This window comes from Lacticaseibacillus kribbianus (genome assembly GCF_020180945.1).
GTDB lineage: Bacteria > Bacillota > Bacilli > Lactobacillales > Lactobacillaceae > Lacticaseibacillus > Lacticaseibacillus kribbianus.
Window position 1 is genome coordinate 427,771 of record NZ_JAIPUL010000001.1, and the last position, 16,954, is coordinate 444,724.

Here is a 16,954-nt window from a genome sequence, read left to right on the forward strand (position 1 = left end):
AAAGGATTTTTGGATGAAACAAGCTTTGAAAAACTGGGCGCCCACGCTCCTCTTCGGTGCGCTGATCACACTGATGCTGTTGGGGGCCCTGCTGGTCGGCAACGTGCACGACCTGGACGCGCCGACCGTGGCCAGCCTGTCCGAACACGTCATCCGCGTCTGGGGGCCGTACTACGGCCAAAAGTACCTGTACCACGTCGGGCTGGCCCTGCTGATTGCGCTGCTGGCGGCGCAGACCGCCAGGCGGCCGACGTCTTTGAAGGCACCAGTGACGGCATGGCTGCTCGTCGTGGTGTCCGGGCTTGCCGTCCTGATTCTCGGCATCAACCTGACCGACGACCTGACCTACAAGGCCTTTTACGATGTGCTGTTCCCGCTGGCCCGCAACGCCTTTCCGGTCGCGGCGGGGGGCCTTGTGTTCCTGCTCGTGCAGCCGTGGCTGCTGCGCGCGGCCAAGACCAAGTGGGCGCTGCCGGTGCTGGTGCTCGCGCTCAGCGTGCCGGCGCTCTTTCACCAGGACCTGTTCGGCCTGACGACGGACTTCAGCTTGCTGGGGGTCGTGGTGCTCGGGTTCGCGGGCCTCGTGGGCGCACACCTCAAGGACGCGCGGCGTACGGCGGTGTGGACGGTGATTGCGGTTGTGCTGGCCATCGGCAGCATCGCGGCGATGGGCTTTTTGTCGCGGCGCGTCAACGGCGACCTCACCACGGCGAGTCGGTTCATCGAACTCTACTCGCCGCTGGTGGTGCTGCCGGCAATCGCCGGCGTCGGCCTGGTGCAGTGGGTCCTCGGGCGCGCCGGTGCCAAGCCGCGCGGCGCGGTCGGGCTGGCCGCGGTGGCGGCGCTTGCGCTGAGCGCGACCCGCAATGCCGACTGGCTGCTGATTCGTGAGGCGCTTGCGCCGGTGTTCGGCGAGCTCACCCGCGCGGATTTCGTCGGTCAGCTGCGGCTGGCCGCCGCGACCCTCGCCGCGTTCGGCTGCTTCGTGGCGCTTTTGGCCACCCTGCTGCACTTCAGCCGCGGGTACCAGTGGCTTGCGGTGCGGCTTGACCGCTACACGCTGGGCACACTGGTGGTGGCGATTCGGGAGCGACCGGTGCTGCTTTGGCACGCGGTGCGCCACTACTGGCGGCTGTTGGTGGCGGTGCCGGTGGTGCTTGTGCTGCAGTTCGGCGCGACGTTTGCGCTGCACCGCACCATCTGGATGGACCAGATGATGAAGCCGCCGTACCCGTCCATTTTTATTTACAACATGGTCAAGCACTTGCCAGTGATGCTGCTGTCTGCCGCGCTGATCGGCGGGGCGCTTTGGCTGTTGGTCGCGCTGACGAACCGCTTCTGGACGCCGCTGGCGCTGATGGTGCTGGTGGTGGGGGGCTTCGGCATCGCGGGTCGCATGAAAATGCTCGCGCGCGACGAGCCCATCCTGCCGGCCGACGTCAGTGAGCTGAAGTCGGCCAGCGAGCTGAGCGGCATGGTCGGCATGGGCGCCATCATCCTGATCGCGGTCGCCTGCCTTGCGCTGATCGCGCTGGCCGTGTGGGCGGATGTCCGCGCCGGTTCGGTGCGCACCGGCTACGCGCAGCGCGCGGTGCTGGTCGTGCTGCTGGGCTTCGGGCTGTTCGCCATGCGCAACACCGGGCGCGAGGACACCGCGGGGTATCGGGTGGCCAAGGCATTCCAAAACGCCCCGCGCTTTTCCAACCAGCTGCTTTTGGCCCAGGAGAACGGGCCAATCCTTCAGTTCACGAACAACCTGTCTTTGGTCATCATGGCCGAGCCCAAGGGCTACTCGGAGCAGGCCATCAAGCAGATTTACGCCAAGTACCAAAAGGCCGCAACGGCCATCAACCGCACCCGTACGAACAAGCTGGCGGATCAGACCATCATCTTCAACCTGAGCGAGGCGTTCACCGACCCGGCACGGGTGCCGGGCGTGACGCTCAGCAGCGACCCAATCAAGGCCGTCCACAGCATCGAGGCGGCGGCCACCGGCGGCCGCATGGTCTCCAACGGCTACGGCGGCGGGACGGCCAACATGGAGTACGAGTCGCTGACCGGCTTCGCCCTCGGCAACTTAGACGAGCGCCTGACCTCACCGTACTCGCAGCTGGTCGAGCGCCAGAAGGTGGCGCCGGCCATCAGCAACGCGTTCAAGACCTCCGTCGGAATTCACCCGTACGTCGCGACGTTCTACAACCGCGTCGGCGTCTACAAGAAGTTCGGGTTCACCAAGTTCTCGTACCTCGGCAGCAAGGACAAGATCCGCTTCAAGAAGCACATCGGCACCAACACCTACCTGTCCGACCAGACGCTGTACGACAACGCCGTGTACCGCATCAACCAGACTGCAGGCGGGCAGTTCATGAACCTGATCTCGATTCAAAACCACTACCCGTACGCCGACCCGATGTATCCGAAGTACAACTACACCGCAAGCGGCACCACGGTCAAGGACCCGGACGCCAAAACGATGCTCGAGCATTACGCGCAGGGCATCGCCTACACGGATCAGGCCGTGGCGGCGTTCAAGGCGGAGCTGGACAAGATCCAAAAGCCAATCACCTGGGTCTTTTACGGCGATCACCTGCCGGCGGAGATGTTCAACGCCGCGCTGTCCGGCCCGACGTCGCTGCTCCTTCACCAGACCGACTTTTTCATCTACACCAACAAGTACGCGCGGGAGCACGGGGCACTGACGGCCATGAAGGACGTCAACGTCACCGGCCCAAGCAACTTCATCGCGCTGGCGCTGAAGCAGTCCAACTCGAAGGTCAACGCGATGACCGCCCTGCTCACGCGGGTGGCTGAGCAGCTGCCGTTCGCCTGGATTAAGGACGAGGACTCGGTCGACGACAGCACCGTCGGCATGCGCTTCATCCTCAACAACGGGCACCTGATTCACTACGCGGACCTGACCGCCAAGCAGAAGTCGCTGTTGCACGACTACCAGCTGCTTCAGTACGACATCACGACGGGCAAGCAGTACAGCCAAAAGCTCGGCATGACGTTCAAGTAAAGCGCGATTCGCGCGGCCGCCACAGGTCGCACTGGGTCCTGCGTGCGAGGCGCCTGCCGCGCATTTCCCCAACTTGGGAGGTGCGCGGCAGGCGCCTTTTGCGCGCAGGCGTTGACGTGCGGCCCGCGATGGTGGGGTGACACTCGTTGGAATTCGGCCCGGGCGACGGACGGGCAGGCCGCATCGCCCTGGTGGGCGGCGATGCGGAAACTTCGCGCCAAGTGCGCCCGCTTGCGGGAAAACCGGGCCGGGATGTGGTAAAGTAAACCTTGTCTACGGACACAGAACGGCAACTCGGGAGGAACAGATGAACAAGTCAAGAATGACAGGACTAGTGGCGGGCATCGCCCTGACGTTGCTGGTGGGGGCCGGCACGCAATCACAGTTAGTCACCGCAAGCGATACGGTGACCGGCACCCGGGCGGTGACCACCGCCCAGAATGCGACCAGCACCAAGGCCGCGCCCGCAACCGCGGCGCGTGCGACGGCACCTGCTGCGATGACGGCCACCGCGGCCACTACCGAGGAGCCGCAAGCCGTCACCCAGCAGCTGGATCTGCTGGGCATCGTCGGCGGGGCGAACTACAAGCTTTGGGCCAACGTCACGACCTGGACCGCCGCCGGCCACGTCAGCCACGACTACCTCGGCCAGACGGTGCGCGTGACGGCGAAGGTCACCGTGCCGACCGGCGGGGTGTACCTGCTGCTCCAGTCGCTGAGCGGCCAAAGCCTCGGGTACGTCAACGCGGCCGGCGTCACGCTGACGACGCTGAACGGGACGAACCGGCTGGGCGCCGACCGCTACGGCACGGTGACCAGCAGCACGAACTACGCCATCTGGAACAACGGCGCGTGGGAGACCCGCGTCACCACGACCAAGGCCCAGCAGAATCACACCTATCAGCTGCTCGGGCTGTACGCCGACGACAACGGCTCGACCTACTACGCGCTGGGCAAAAACGGCGCGGTGTACGGCTTCGTCAACAGCCGTGCGCTGACGCTGGCGGCGTCTTCCGTCGGCGCCACGCAGGCGCTTGACCGCTACGGCACCGTCACCTCCGGCAGCTATGCCGTCTGGCAAGACCTCGCCTGGAGCCGCAAGCTGACCGTCAGCAGCACGATGCTGCACAAGACCTACCACGTGATCGGCCAAAACATCGCGGAGAACGGCGCGGTCTACTACAAGCTGGCGGACAGCAACGAGATTTTTCGCGGCTACGTCAACGCCAAGGCGCTGACGCTGGGCAACGGGCCGCAGGGGGCCTACACCACCCAGTCGCGCTGGGTGACGATGAACACGAAGTACGCCATCTGGACCAGCTTCGCCTGGGTCAAGGCGGGCAAGCAGGCCAAATCGTACAGCGGCCAGCTGCTGCAGACGCGCCGCTACTACACCTACGTCAACGGCACGCGCTACGACTCCGTTTACACCGAATCGGGCATGTGGGTCGGCTACGTCAACGCCGCGGCCCTGAGCCCGGCCAAGAGCGGCTGGCGTTCGGTCGGCGGCAAGCTGCGTTACCTGAACGCCAACACCGGCAGCTACACCAAGACCTTTGCCGTGAAGTATTACAGCCAGCTCGACTCGCGCTGGGCGTCGCGCGTGTACAGCGGCTATCGCTTCGGCCCGACCGGCTGTGGCATGGCGTCAATTGCGATGATCCTGTCCGGCTTCGGTAAAAACGTGACACCGGCAACGGCGGCCAACTACGCCAACAAGTACGGGCACTTCGACCGCGGTGCGGCCGGCTCCTGGGAGTCGGATCTGACCTCGGTGGCCAGCCACTACGGCGTGAAGTGGACCGTGATGAGCTCCGCTTCGCAGCTTTCCAGCTACCTCAAGAAGGGCTACCCGGCCACAATGTGCTTGGACCTCGGCAGCGGCGTGCGGCACATCGTCGTGCTGCACGGCTACGCCAACGGGTGGACTACGGTGTCCGATCCATACAGCTCCCTGCTTTACAGCGGCTCGCACAAGGTGACGGACGTCTGGAAGCGGCTGTCTTGGCGCTCGGATAACGTCAACATGGGCAAGTCCGCGGCCGTTGTGTACATCGCCAAGTAGGAGGGTCACAAGATGAGAACCGGAACACGAGTAGTACTGGGGCTCGCACTGGTTGCCCTGCTGGCGGGTGGTTGCGCCAAGCCGGCCGCTGATAAGCACTCGGCGGCCAAGGACGTGTCCAGCCAATCCGCCGGCAGCAAGGCATCAAGCGCCAAGCCGGCGACCAAAGACAAGTCGACGACCGATGACAAAAAGGCCAGCAGCGCGAGTGCGGCAGACACCACCGCGGCGCTGCTCAAGGCGGCCCGCGGTCCGCTGGCGCAGATTCAGCAAAACGCCAACGGCACCTACAAGGCAATCACGGTGACAAGCCCCGCCAAGGGTTCGCTGAGATACCGCATGGTGCTGAATCAGAAGCTGAGCGGCGTCGACGCGGCCTCGCTGAAGGTCGCGCTGGCCAAGGTGCTGACGCCGTCGCTCAACGCCGCCGCAAAGGTGGTGGACAAGCCGGCGGTCAGCGTGGTGCTCGAACAGCCGGACGGCAGCGTGCTGCTGCGCGCCAAGCTGTCCGAGGCGACGCAGGCGACCGAGACGCAGTGAGCGGCGCCACCGCGCGAAGCGCTCAGACCCCGAACGGTCTGGGCGCTTTTTGCGTCGGTGAGACCGTGGCCGATTAATGTTATGCAATCTGAAGGATAGTATGCTAAGCTGTTCCCGTACCGTTGGGGTATAAAACGAACAGGTTGGAGAGACGAATGATAAAAACTAATGTGACACGTGGCCTGGGCCTCGCCTTAGTCACCTTGGGCATGGCGGCAGGGTTGGCTGCCCCAACCGCGGTCAACGCGAGTGGCACCGACGCGGGCGCTGCGGCCCAGGCACAGCCGGCAGCGACCACAACGCGCGGCGCGGTGGCTCAGGGCGACCAGACCGCGGCCAGCACGTCCTCGGCGCCCACTTCCACCGGGGTGACCGGCGATGCTGCAGCGGCGAAGCCCGCCGGCGCGATCGATGAGACCGGCGCGGCTGCCGCTGCAACCGCAGACCCGGCCGCGAAGCCGGCGGCGCAGGCTGATGACGCCGGCACCCAGCAGGCGCTGGCGAAGACCGCACCGGCGGCCGCCAACCCGAGCAAGGCGCCGAGCGCAACGCCGGCCAGCGCGCCTTTGATCAACACCTACGCGACGGTGATCAAGGGCCGCATGGCGTTTTGGCGTTCCCTGAATTGGGACAAGGCGGGCAAGACGAGTGACGACTACCTCAACCAGACGCTGGTCGCCGTCGCGCGCGTGACGCTGGCCAACGGCAACCCGTTCTACCAGCTGGCCACGGCCAAGGGCGAGGTGGTCGGCTACATCAACGCCACTGCGCTGGCCATCACCGACCAGCCGGGTGGGGTGGCGCAGCCGTTCGGACGTTACGCGACCATCACCACGACGGCGAACGCCAAGATCTGGGGCGACCTGAGCTTCAAGACGGTCGCCGCGATGGCCCCCGACGTTTTCCAGCAGACCTTCCTGGCCAAAACGGTCAGCCACCACGTGAACGGCGCGGACTACTACGCGCTCTACCGCGACGGCCAGCTCTTCGGCTACATCAACGCGGCCACGGTCAAGACGGCGGCCACCCAAGCCGGCGTCGCCGTGAGCGTGGACAAGTACGCCACAACGACTTCTAAGGCGCGCTACGCCATCTGGAAGGGCTTTGAATGGAAAAACAAGGCGGGGGCGACGGACGCGACGAAGCCGAAGACCTATGAGGTGCGCTACGCCTACCACCACGCGAGCGGGGCGGTGTACTACTCGCTGTACCGGGCTAACAAGTGGCAGGGCTACGTCAACGCCAAGGCGATGACTTTGGCCGACACCGCGCGCGGCGCGGCGCTGCCGACCGACCAGATCGTCAGCGTCACCGAGACGGGCCTGAAGGTCTGGACGGACCTTGCGATGCACACAAAGCTCACCGACACCAGGACCGTGCTCAACCGGACCTACCGGGTGACCCAGCGCTTCGTCTCGGAGGCCGGGCCAGAGTACTTCCAGCTGACTGATGGCAAAGGCCAGCCCCAGGGTTACGTCAACGCGACGGCCGTGACGAAGGCGGCCGGGGAACAGGGCCGCCCGGTCAGCGACAGCCGCGAGGTGCTCCTCAAGACCAACTACAAGCTCTGGCGCAATTTTGACTGGCTCGCGCTGGCCAAGCAGGCCGCAAGCTACCAGGGTCAGGCGCTTCAGGTCCGCTGCTACTACAACCACCTCAACGGCAGCCGCTACGCCTCGCTTTACACCTTGGGCGGCCAGTGGGTCGGCTACGTCAACGAAAAGGGGCTGACCCCGGCCGGCGTCTGGCGCCCGGTCAGCGGCCAGCTGCGCTACTACGATAACCTCAAGGACCGCTACACCAAGACCTACGCGGTGACCTACTTCAGCCAGCTGGATGCGCGCTGGGCCAAGAAAAACTACGGCGGCTACGCGTTCGGCCCCAGTGGCTGTGGCATGGCCTCCATGGCGATGGTGCTGGCCGGCTACGGCCGTGCCGTGACGCCGATCACGACCGCCGATTACGGCTACAAGTACGCCGACTTCGACCGCGACGGGGCGGGCACCAACCAGGAAACCCTGACCACGGTGGCGACGCGCTTCGGCCTCGACTGGAAGGTCATGGCGTCAAGCGCCGAGCTGATTAGCTACCTCAAGCAGGGCTACCCGGCGACGGTCTGCCTCGACCTCGGCGGCTACCGGCACATCGTGGTGCTGCACGGGTACGCTAACGGCAAGACCACGGTTTCCGATCCGTACGCTAACCGGCTGTACACCGGCAAGCACACGATTGCAGACGTCTGGAGCAAGCTCTCGTGGTTGCAGGGCAACCGCGAGATGGGGGCGTCTGCCGCCATCGTCTACTTCGCGCGGTAAGCGCAACTGTTTGCATTTTTCTAAAAAAAACGAGTTGTCACACGTGCTTGGCCTGCCCACAGCTAGACTGTGAGGGGCCAAGTTTTATTGTGACTTGGGACTGCCCGTCTGGCGCGGGACACGATTGATTACGGGGAAAGGCTTGGGTTATCACATGGATCTCATCTTACTTGCTATTGGCGCGCTGTTCGTGCTGAGCTGGCGCTGGGCGCCGAACACGCTGGCGCGCGACTACATCGACCACCGCACCACCATGACCATCAACGGTTTCTTCCTGTTCCTGGTGTTTTTCAGCCACTTCTCCAGCTACCTGCCGGCGCAGACGCAGCTGTTTCACCTCAGCGGCATCTGGCTGCACATTCAGCGGCAGGTCATCGTCACGCCGTTCCTGTTCTTCTCCGGCTACGGCATCATGACCCAGCTGATCCGCCGCGGCCACCAGTACGTCGATTCCTTTCCGGTGAAGCGCTTCTTCTTCGTCTGGTTCCGCTTCTTCGTAGCCGTCAGCTTGTTTTGGCTGGTGTCCCTAGTGATGCACGTGGACTACCCGCTGCGGAAAGTGGCACTGGCCTACACCGGGCTGGTGTCGATCGGCAACAGCAACTGGTACATCTTCGTCGTACTGGTGCTGTACATCGTGACCTACGTCGCCTTCAAGCTGTTCGGCAAGCGGCAGACCCTCGCCTTGGTCGTGACCGGGCTGTTGATTCTGGCCTACGTCGTGGTGGCCTACCGGCGACGCATGGTGCCGGCGTTTTACAACACCATTTTCTGCTACTATGCGGGGATGCTCTACGCCGTGCACAAGGACCGCATCACGCGCTGGGTGGCGGGCAGCTGGCCGCGTTACCTGCTGACCGGGCTGCTGCTGGCGGCTGCGTTCTGCGCGACCTACCTGCTGGTCAGCCGCACCATCTTCGGCTGGCGCGTGCTGTGGTACGAGCTGATGAGCGTCAGCTTCGCGCTGGGCGTCACCTGGTTTGCGATGCGGGTGCGGGTGGTCAATCCACTTTTGGCCTACATGGGCGGCGGGGCGATGTTCTCGCTGTACATGCTGCAGCGGCTGCCGATGATCGTCGGCAGCAGGCTCGGGCTGCAGGCCAACCCGATTCCGTACTTCCTCCTGGTGGTCGTAGCCACCTTCGCAATCTCCTGGGTGTTCGAGTACGTGGTGAACGCGGTGCTCGGGGTGCTGATCCACAAGCGCACCGCCGTCGCCGGGATTGGCGAGCACAAGAAGTGATTGGATTGTTCTATCTGCGCGTGCGCCGGGTTTCGGGGCACGCGCTTTTTTTGTCTCTTGGACTGGCGAGGCGGACTGGGCTTGAGACGTTGGAAACGCTTTGACGCATGTTGATTGAAATTGCTACAATCGAATTGAGCAATCAACCAGGAAAAGAATCATCACGCCTGCGCTGCCACTGCTGATTGCATTACCCAAAGTGGGCGCGTCATTCATCAACAAATGGCGCCCTAAGAAGGGGCAGGGGGAGACAGGACGGTCTTCCCCAAAAGTGGGTGGAGAGGTTATGACCAGGAGACAATCTGGGCTTACTGCAGCATTGGCAACGGTGGGCCAAACACTCAACGACGACGTGGCAGACGCCGGTGCGGCGGCGGGTCGGTGGCCGTGCCCGACCGAATCATGTTTTTACCCTAGACGTTAACCAACAAGCGTGTTTCCTGAGCCGATAAGGAGGCGTTGTAATGAGTGACCAGACACGTTCCACCAAGCTTGCCATCATCACCGCACTCAGAGAAGTCGGCGGAAGCGCTTCGCGCACGAAGCTGAAGGAGCTGATAGCAGCAGATCCGGCGAGCGGATTCACTTACAATGAGGTCTACGATGAGGTTGAGTCCAAGCCCTCCGGCGAGAAGTACAAGCCCTTCGATTACGAGTTCAACCTGGGCGTCAAGGAGTTGGAGGCCATTGGCTACATCCAGCCACCGGTGGGCGGCGCGTCCTTGGTCCTAACGGCGCGCGGCCGCACCGCCGACCTTGGGCAGTTTCCCAGCGCGGCCGAGCAACGGTTGATGGATGACTACTGGCAAAGCAGGAAGGGGCTGCGCGCACGCAATGCCTGGCGGGCAACCGCGGTCGCGGGGGATGAAGCGTCGCAGGATGCCAATGCGCTGGATTCCCGAGAGGAGGCGTGGCAGGGCGAACTCATCGAGTGTCTGAAGCAGTTCACCCCGCTGAAGTTCGAAAGCTTCGCTCGCCTCTTGATCTCCAAGATGGGGGTGAGAATCGATAAGGAAAAAGGCATCGTGGCCAGCGGCGACAATGGCATTGACGGATTCGGATACTTCGAATCCGACGAATTTCGGACGGCGCGGGTCGCCATTCAGGCGAAACGCTACGTCAAGGCGGCCGTCTCTGCCCCTGAGATCGATAATTTCAGGGGTGTGATGGATGCGCACAACGCCGAATACGGCATTTTTATCACCACGACGTCGTTCACCGCCCCCGCCAAACGCAAGGCGGTGCAGGGCACTCGGACGGTGACGCTGATTGATGGTCACCGCATTGCGGCCTTGGTCGCGCGCTATCGGCTGCACGTGACACCGGTTCAGTCCTACACGCTTGGCGACTACTACTTTGAGGAGGACTAGGCGTTTGAATGTCATATGCCGGACCAGTGCGATTCTCAGCTCAAGGGGAAAAACAGGCCAAAATACGACGTACTGACGCGTCTCATCGTTCCGATGCAAAAGTAGCCGTCCGGCCGGGTGGAATCCCGCTTCGAGGCCGCGGTGGTGGCCTCCCTGAAGACCGCCGACCCTGCCCAGCGCGAGTATGAGGCAATTCTAGAACGCAACGGGGGGCCGCAGGTGATGCGCCAGGCCGATGTGAGCCAGCTCAACGCGACGGCCACGCTGGCGCTGATGAATTGGCGTGGTGCGCGGCGACCGCTTTTTTACCGGCACCCTGCACGAGTTCTGCGTGGACGGCACCATTTTGAAGTGGCTGGTGCACCTGGAGGCGCCCGGGCGCAAGCGGGGTGAACGGCGGCTGCCGGATTGCCGGTCGCGCGACTGAAGCAGTCGATGTGGTCAGTTGATCGTGTTCATCAGGCCCAGTCATCCCATAACCACGCAAAAGTGCCAAGCATCGACGAGCATTTCGCCGATGCTTGGCACTTATTTTGAATCGGTTGACCGCGCCCGGTCGCAAGTCGCCGCGCGAGGGCAGGCATCGCCACCGCCGGTTGGGCTAGTGGCGCATGTGCTCAAAAGCAAGGTAATCCAGAACGGCAGACCAGGGGAGGCGCATGGCATCGCAGACGTCATGCGCGGTCGGGGCCTCGGGCCGCTTCACGCGATCGTAGCGTGAAGCATCCCGCATGATGGGCAACCCAAGGCGGCCGGATTCGGCCACCAGGTTGGCGAGCAGCGCGTCGTATTCCACGGTCGTCAACTTGCGCATTGCCACTGTGTTCCGCGGGCTAGTGGTGACTGCCGGACGGCGCGCGGGGGTCGGCTTGGCGGTCGTGCTCGACTTGCGCCGACGCGCGGTCGCTTTGGGCTTGGGCCGGGACCGTGGTTGCTTCTTCGGTGCCTTCTTGGTGGTGGCGGGTGCGGCACACGTCGGGTTGCGCTGTTGCAGTGCGTGTGGCAGTTCGGTGATGGGGTGATGCCAGTAAGCGTCAACCGCATTATCCGCGCGAATGAGACCGGCTCGGTTGACGAGCTGCGGCCAACTCATGCGGAAAAGGGCCAGCAATTGCGAGGAGGATGGGGCGCTGTCCGTTCGACAGGCGTCATACTGGGTCGCAGTCGACCGGCTGGTGAGTCCCCGTCGCTGGATTTCCAGTGAAAACAATTCGAGGCAGAGACGCTGAATTTTTTCAGTGTGTTGGTGCGCTGGCCAGGACTGGGGCTTCGGACTGCTCAGGGCCCGGGCAGAGTCGGCAATTTCCGCGTTGAGCGTGGCCAGCGGCGGCGCAATCCCCCAATCGCTGGGCTGGCGGCACTGACCGCAAATGGCCGCAATTTCCGGTGCCGAATCGGCCAGGTCCTCGGCCCCAGTATCGCGGCAAAAATCTCTAACGGTGGCTGGAATCTGGCGGTTGCGCGTAATCCAATCGGCTGTCTCTGGCATCGTGGACACAGCTCCTTTGACTTGTTCTTCAATTTCAGTATACTTGAAGCGCTTTACAAGGCAAGATAATATTCTCTATAATTAAACCGATGCCCGGAACACCGAATGCGTGCGCCAGGCCGTTTGGTTGGAAGAGAGTGAGGAGAAATATGTCGGATTATCTTATTGATTAGGCGGGCATAATCGGGTCAATAGTGTGACGCAGTTGGGTCAGCCCTTTTCGCGGCCCAATCCCGCCTGACCGTCGACATCGCGACGGAGATAGGGGAGTAAGGATGCTAAGTAAAATCAGCACGGCCGAGTTTGAGCTGCGGGAGCTGACCGGCCGCAGCGCTGCCGAGGTTTTGACCCTCGTCAAACGGCTGACGGCCGAGCGCGAGCAGTTACGCGCCTTGCGAGACACTGGGGTTGACGTGCGGAGGCGGACTCGGCTGACCGTCTTGCGCCTGCACTTGGCCCGTGCCCACGAGGTCTACGCCGCACTCGGCGGCGTCTACAAGCCGACGCGACGCGAAAAAACCGCCGCGGCCTTCGAGGCGAGCCTCGGGGCCGTGGCGACGGTCGAGTTCAGCATCGGGGGCTTTTTTGGCGGCTACGTCACAACGCTCGTGACGCTGCCGGATGGCTACGTGACGCGGCGGCGGGGACCGAGCCCGGACTGGCCGGACCCGGCGGTGTGGCCGGTGCGGCTCGGCGCCACGCAGTTCCTGGCCGATCTGGCCGACCTGCACATCGGTGAGTGGCGCGCCAAGTACGAGAATCCTGAGGTGTTGGACGGGACGCAGTGGACCCTGACGTTCACCTACCTTGACCACCGCAAGCCGGTCGAGTATTACGGCAGCAACGCCTACCCGTACAACTTCGCCCAGCTGGAGCGGCTGTTCGACCGCGCGGCGGTTGGGCGGTGAGCCCGATGAGCGACGTGCCGCAAGCCGGTGCACGCACGCGCCTGTTGGCCGCGCTTGGGCGGTGGTACATCCGCGGACTGGCGAATCCGCGCCTGCACCTCGGCGTCGACCTTACCGTGCAGGCCGGCCGGCGCCGTGAGATCGTCCACGTTGCGCCCAAGCAGCTGGCCACGTTCAAAACGCAGCTGGTGCGCCGCTTCGATGAGGCGCTCTGCGAGTACGCCAGGCCCAAGCGCCGGATAGTCGGCTACCAGCCGTTCTACCGCATCGCGCTCGTCTCCATCTGCGGGCACCTCGGCGACTGCTACGAATTGTGGGATGCGCTTGAGGTCTGGACCACCGGCGCGCACTCCGGGCAGCGGGTCTGCCTCCCCAAGGGCACGCTGCTGCACGTCGAGTTGTTCTGGTCTGCGCCGCTTCCGACCGGTGGCCAGCCGCGCCAGCTCGGCCGGGTTACCGCCGTCGACGGCACGCCCTACGATGTGATCTTCTGGGATTTTCTGGCGCGCGCGCACGGCATTGCGTGGACGACCTTCCAAGACGCCAAAAAGCGCGGCCTGTAGCGGGCCGCGCTTTTTGGCGTCGCCGACGTCCTCACAGCCAGTACCCAATCGCGCCGACCACGCCGGCCAGCGCGATCAACACCACCGGATTGACCTGCCACTTGAGGTCCAGCACCATCACCGCGCCGAGCACGCCGAGGCTGACCCAATCGACGTGGGCCCGGGCGAGGGCGAAAACGGAGTCGATGCCGCCGATGGTGGTCAGCGCCAGCTGCACGGCGACGGCGACGATCAGCCCGGCGCTCGCCGGCTTGATGCCTTTGAGAAGCGCGCTCAGGACCCAGTTGTCCTGGATGCGCTGCTCGTTTCGCATGTACAGCGGCACGAACACCAGCGAGGGGATGCACACGGTCAGGGTGACGGCCAAAGCGACCCAGAAGCCGCCGGCGAGCTGGCCGATGTAAGTTGCCGAGTTGATCGCAACGGGACCCGGGATCAGCCCGTCCAGCGCGTTGAGGTCGGCGAACTGCGCCGGCGTCAGGCCGAGCTTGGTGGACTCGGCGTAGATCAGAGACAGCATCGCGTAGCCGCCGCCAAAGCCCAGAAAGCCGATTTTGAGGTAGGCCCAGATCATCTGCCAGATCATCGCGTCACCGCCTTTTTCGGCCGGTAGCACGCGACGCCGATGATGCCGGCCGCCACGATCAGCACCGGCGTCGTGACCAGACCCAGCACGGTCAGCACCAGGCAAGCGACGGCGAGCGCGACGGCAATCGGGTCGGTCAGGTTGTAGCGGGCGAGGCGGTACGCGGCAGTGAAAAGAAACGCGGCGCTGGCGGCGCGCACGGCCTGCATGACCGCCATCACGACCCCGGTGCGCGGCAGCTTCTGGTACGCGGTGGTCGCCAGAAGCATCAGCAGGAACGCGGGCAAAACGGCGCCGGCGCCGGCCGCCAGCATGCCCGCGCGGCCGTTGATTTTGCGCCCGACGAAGCAGGCGTTGGTGACGGCGATGACGCCGGGCAGCGACTGCGACAGCGTGGTGTACTCTTACAGGTCGGCCTGGCTGATCAGCTGCCGGCGGTCGCACAGCTCGCGCTCGATCACCGGCAGCATCGCCATGCCGCCGGAGAAGGTGAAGCCGCTTGCCATGAAGTAGATGCGAAATAAGAGCCAGTTGGTTGTCATTGTGATGCCTCCTGGCTCCAGCATACCGGGCTTGTGGTATCATTCATAATATGAATTCGGTGTCGCCGGCATCAGCGAAAAATGATGGTGCCGACCAAGGAGGAGAAGCAGATGAACCTGCGTCAACTGGAGATTTTCACCGCGGTGGCGGACCTGCGCTCGATGACGCGCGCCGCGTCTCGGCTGTACATCTCGCAGCCGGCAGTGTCCAACGCGATTCGCGACCTCGAGGCAAGCCTCGGGCTGCAGCTGTTCGACCGCGTCGACAACCGGCTGCGCCTGAACCCGGCCGGCGTGGCGTTTCGCGCCCGCGCCGAGCGGCTGCTCAAAGACTATGCCGCGCTGGCCGACTTCGGCCAAACGGCGGTGCCGCGCCTGCCGCTGCGCATCGGCACCAGCCTGACTTTGGGTCAGGTGACGCTGCCGGCGGTGATGGCGGCCTTCACCGCCGCGCACCCGGAGCTTCGGGTGCGGCTGTACGCGGAGAACGTTGCGGCAATCAAGCGTCGGCTGGCGGACGGCGACATCGACGTGGCCTTCATCGAGGGCAGCGTGGTCAGCCAGGCGTACGCCGCAACACGGTTGTCGACCACCGAGCTGATGCTGGTGGCGGCGCCGGGGCGCTGGCCGCACGGGCGGCTGAGCGCCCGCGAGCTGGGTCAGGCCCCGCTGCTTTTGCGCGAGCCCGGCAGCACCCTGCGCGACGTGTTCGAGGCCACCGCGCACCGGCTGGGGCAGGACGTCGAGCCGCTGATGGAAAGCACCAACACGGCGGTGCTCCTGAACGCCGCGGTTGCCGGGCTGGGTGCGACCGTGCTGCCGGCGCCGCTGGCCCGCCCGGCGCTCGCCGAAGGCCTTCTGGTGGCGCTGGCGCTGCCGCGGGGCCTCACGATGGCGACGCAAAACTACGCGGTGACCCTGCGCGGCGGCAACCGCGGCGCGCTGATCCAGGAGCTGATCGACGCGTTTGCAGCGGCGACGGCGGAGTAGGGCGCATCGCGCGCGGCGACAAGTGGTAAAATGAGCAGAAACCAGTGGGGACGGCCGGCAGTCGGATTCAGCAACTGCGGTGGCTGCGACCCGTGCCAGGCGCGGTCGGGAACCCCGGCGTTGCTTCGGGGCGGGCCCCACCACCTTAGGAGGAATCGCAATGAACGATGAGATTGAACGTCAGCTGGCCCACCGGTCCGTTCGCCGCTTCACGGCGCAACCGCTGCCGGCGGCCGTGATCGACGAGCTGGTGTCCGTGGCGCAGCACACCGCCACGTCGCACTTCATGCAGGCCTTTTCCGTCATCAGCGTGACGGACCCGGCCGTGCGGGCGCAGGTCGCCGCCATCAGCACGCAGCGCTACGTGAACGGCAACGGGCACCTGTTCGTCTTCGTCGCCGACCAGTACCGCGCCGCGGCGCTGGCGCAGGCGACGGACGTCTCTGCCCTCGGCTCGGCGGACAAGCTGCTGCAGGCGGTGAGCGACGCCGTTTTGGCCGCCCAAAACGTGGTCAACGCCGCCGAAAGCCTGGGGCTGGGCACGGTGGTCCTCGGCAGCATCCTCAACGACCCGCGCCGCTTGATTGCGCTGCTGCACCTGCCGCGCTACACGTTCCCGGTGCTCGGGCTGATCGTCGGCTATCCGGACCAGGCGACGCAGCCCAAGCCGCGCATGCCGCAGGGGATGATGCACTTCACCGACGGGTACGACACGCGCGCGGCCGTGGCTGACATCGCGAACTACGACACCACAATCGCCGATTACTACGCCAACCGCAGCAGAAATGCCCGGCAGGAGTCCTTCACGCACCTGCTGACCGGGGCGGCGACCACCACGCCGGCCAAGCGCGGCGAGCTGCTGGCGGCGCTGCAGGGGCAGGGGTTCCTGCTGGCGGACGCTCCCGCACAAGAATCCTGAACGAGGCAATGCAAGGCCCATCCCCATCAGGGATGGGCCTTTGCTGTCGCAATTATTGAATATTTAATTCAAAGATGTATCCTGACTGTCTTCGCGGCTTTCCGTCCGTTCCTGCCATAATTCGCGCCTGCAACACCGGTTGGCTGAGGAACCCATCGCCGATCATCTAGACCAATCTCACAAAACGGTCGAAACGAGTCGAGTTGGTTCGTTGTCCTTACATTGCAGCCGTGCCAATCTGTGGGGATTCGTGAATCATTCACCGCGTGTCCTGTTATGTCTCGTCATACCAAGAAGTGTGGACTTCCGTGCCGACCCCCTTGCACGACCGAAAGAAACCGATTACAATGTGTCCGCTGGAAGACGAGGGAAGAGATTAGATAAAAATTAGGCCGTGGTGAGAAC

12 protein-coding genes and 1 pseudogene are annotated in these 16,954 nt (G+C 64.2%); 10 read left to right on the forward strand and 3 right to left on the reverse strand.

The annotated features are described in order from the left end of the window. Positions 1–13: 13 nt before the first annotated feature. The 6 genes from LE416_RS02080 to LE416_RS02105 all read left to right on the forward strand — a co-directional run bounded on the left by LE416_RS02080 (position 14) and on the right by LE416_RS02105 (position 10,552). On the forward strand, positions 14–3,019 hold the full coding sequence (locus tag LE416_RS02080) for an LTA synthase family protein (protein WP_225046839.1): 3,006 nt from the start codon (positions 14–16) through the stop codon (positions 3,017–3,019). 307 nt (positions 3,020–3,326) lie between these two features. Beyond that, positions 3,327–5,084, forward strand: a complete 1,758-nt coding sequence (locus LE416_RS02085; RefSeq protein ID WP_225046840.1) for a C39 family peptidase — start codon at positions 3,327–3,329, stop codon at positions 5,082–5,084. 12 nt (positions 5,085–5,096) lie between these two features. Then, positions 5,097–5,624 (forward strand): hypothetical protein, encoded by a 528-nt coding sequence (locus LE416_RS02090; protein ID WP_225046841.1) that lies wholly within the window; start codon positions 5,097–5,099, stop codon positions 5,622–5,624. A 155-nt stretch (positions 5,625–5,779) separates the two neighbouring features. Beyond that, entirely contained in the window at positions 5,780–7,939 is a 2,160-nt protein-coding gene (locus tag LE416_RS02095; protein WP_225046842.1) for a C39 family peptidase, read from the forward strand. 154 nt (positions 7,940–8,093) lie between these two features. Then, the gene (locus LE416_RS02100) at positions 8,094–9,182 is read left to right on the forward strand and encodes a hypothetical protein (protein WP_225046843.1); all 1,089 of its coding nucleotides are present in this window, start codon (positions 8,094–8,096) and stop codon (positions 9,180–9,182) included. 464 nt (positions 9,183–9,646) lie between these two features. Continuing rightward, the gene (locus LE416_RS02105) at positions 9,647–10,552 is read left to right on the forward strand and encodes a restriction endonuclease (protein WP_225046844.1); all 906 of its coding nucleotides are present in this window, start codon (positions 9,647–9,649) and stop codon (positions 10,550–10,552) included. Between the two features lie 601 nt (positions 10,553–11,153). On the opposite strand, the gene LE416_RS02110 is transcribed toward LE416_RS02105, so the two are convergent. Beyond that, on the reverse strand, positions 11,154–12,041 hold the full coding sequence (locus LE416_RS02110) for a hypothetical protein (RefSeq protein ID WP_225046845.1): 888 nt from the start codon (positions 12,039–12,041) through the stop codon (positions 11,154–11,156). Between the two features lie 275 nt (positions 12,042–12,316). On the opposite strand from LE416_RS02110, the gene LE416_RS02115 reads away from it, so the two are divergent. Beyond that, entirely contained in the window at positions 12,317–12,949 is a 633-nt protein-coding gene (locus tag LE416_RS02115; RefSeq protein WP_225046846.1) for a hypothetical protein, read from the forward strand. A 5-nt stretch (positions 12,950–12,954) separates the two neighbouring features. Further along, complete coding sequence (locus tag LE416_RS02120; RefSeq protein WP_225046847.1) at positions 12,955–13,512, forward strand: hypothetical protein; 558 nt, start codon at positions 12,955–12,957, stop codon at positions 13,510–13,512. A 31-nt stretch (positions 13,513–13,543) separates the two neighbouring features. On the opposite strand, the gene LE416_RS02125 is transcribed toward LE416_RS02120, so the two are convergent. Both LE416_RS02125 and LE416_RS02130 read right to left on the reverse strand, forming a co-directional pair. Further along, positions 13,544–14,098: a chromate transporter gene (locus LE416_RS02125; protein ID WP_225046848.1), complete on the reverse strand. Its 555-nt coding sequence runs from the start codon at positions 14,096–14,098 to the stop codon at positions 13,544–13,546. After that, positions 14,095–14,664 (reverse strand): annotated as a pseudogene (locus LE416_RS02130) (chromate transporter). The gene LE416_RS02125 and the pseudogene LE416_RS02130 overlap by 4 nt, the downstream one beginning before the upstream one ends. Before the next feature lie 87 nt (positions 14,665–14,751). Between LE416_RS02130 and LE416_RS02140 the strand changes: the two are divergent. Further along, entirely contained in the window at positions 14,752–15,630 is an 879-nt protein-coding gene (locus tag LE416_RS02140; protein WP_225046850.1) for a LysR family transcriptional regulator, read from the forward strand. Positions 15,631–15,790: 160 nt separating this feature from the next. Next, complete coding sequence (locus LE416_RS02145; protein WP_241864923.1) at positions 15,791–16,549, forward strand: NADPH-dependent oxidoreductase; 759 nt, start codon at positions 15,791–15,793, stop codon at positions 16,547–16,549. Positions 16,550–16,954 lie beyond the last annotated feature (405 nt).

Excerpts from the sequence above, each read along its gene's own strand:
- LE416_RS02080 (WP_225046839.1), top strand. The coding sequence starts at position 14 with ATGAAACAAGCTTTGAAAAACTGGGCGCCCACGCTCCTCTTCGGTGCG.
- LE416_RS02085 (WP_225046840.1), top strand. The coding sequence starts at position 3,327 with ATGAACAAGTCAAGAATGACAGGACTAGTGGCGGGCATCGCCCTGACG.
- LE416_RS02090 (WP_225046841.1), top strand. The coding sequence starts at position 5,097 with ATGAGAACCGGAACACGAGTAGTACTGGGGCTCGCACTGGTTGCCCTG.
- LE416_RS02095 (WP_225046842.1), top strand. The coding sequence starts at position 5,780 with ATGATAAAAACTAATGTGACACGTGGCCTGGGCCTCGCCTTAGTCACC.
- LE416_RS02100 (WP_225046843.1), top strand. The coding sequence starts at position 8,094 with ATGGATCTCATCTTACTTGCTATTGGCGCGCTGTTCGTGCTGAGCTGG.
- LE416_RS02105 (WP_225046844.1), top strand. The coding sequence starts at position 9,647 with ATGAGTGACCAGACACGTTCCACCAAGCTTGCCATCATCACCGCACTC.
- LE416_RS02110 (WP_225046845.1), bottom strand. The coding sequence starts at position 12,041 with ATGCCAGAGACAGCCGATTGGATTACGCGCAACCGCCAGATTCCAGCC.
- LE416_RS02115 (WP_225046846.1), top strand. The coding sequence starts at position 12,317 with ATGCTAAGTAAAATCAGCACGGCCGAGTTTGAGCTGCGGGAGCTGACC.
- LE416_RS02120 (WP_225046847.1), top strand. The coding sequence starts at position 12,955 with ATGAGCGACGTGCCGCAAGCCGGTGCACGCACGCGCCTGTTGGCCGCG.
- LE416_RS02125 (WP_225046848.1), bottom strand. The coding sequence starts at position 14,098 with ATGATCTGGCAGATGATCTGGGCCTACCTCAAAATCGGCTTTCTGGGC.
- LE416_RS02140 (WP_225046850.1), top strand. The coding sequence starts at position 14,752 with ATGAACCTGCGTCAACTGGAGATTTTCACCGCGGTGGCGGACCTGCGC.
- LE416_RS02145 (WP_241864923.1), top strand. The coding sequence starts at position 15,791 with ATGAACGATGAGATTGAACGTCAGCTGGCCCACCGGTCCGTTCGCCGC.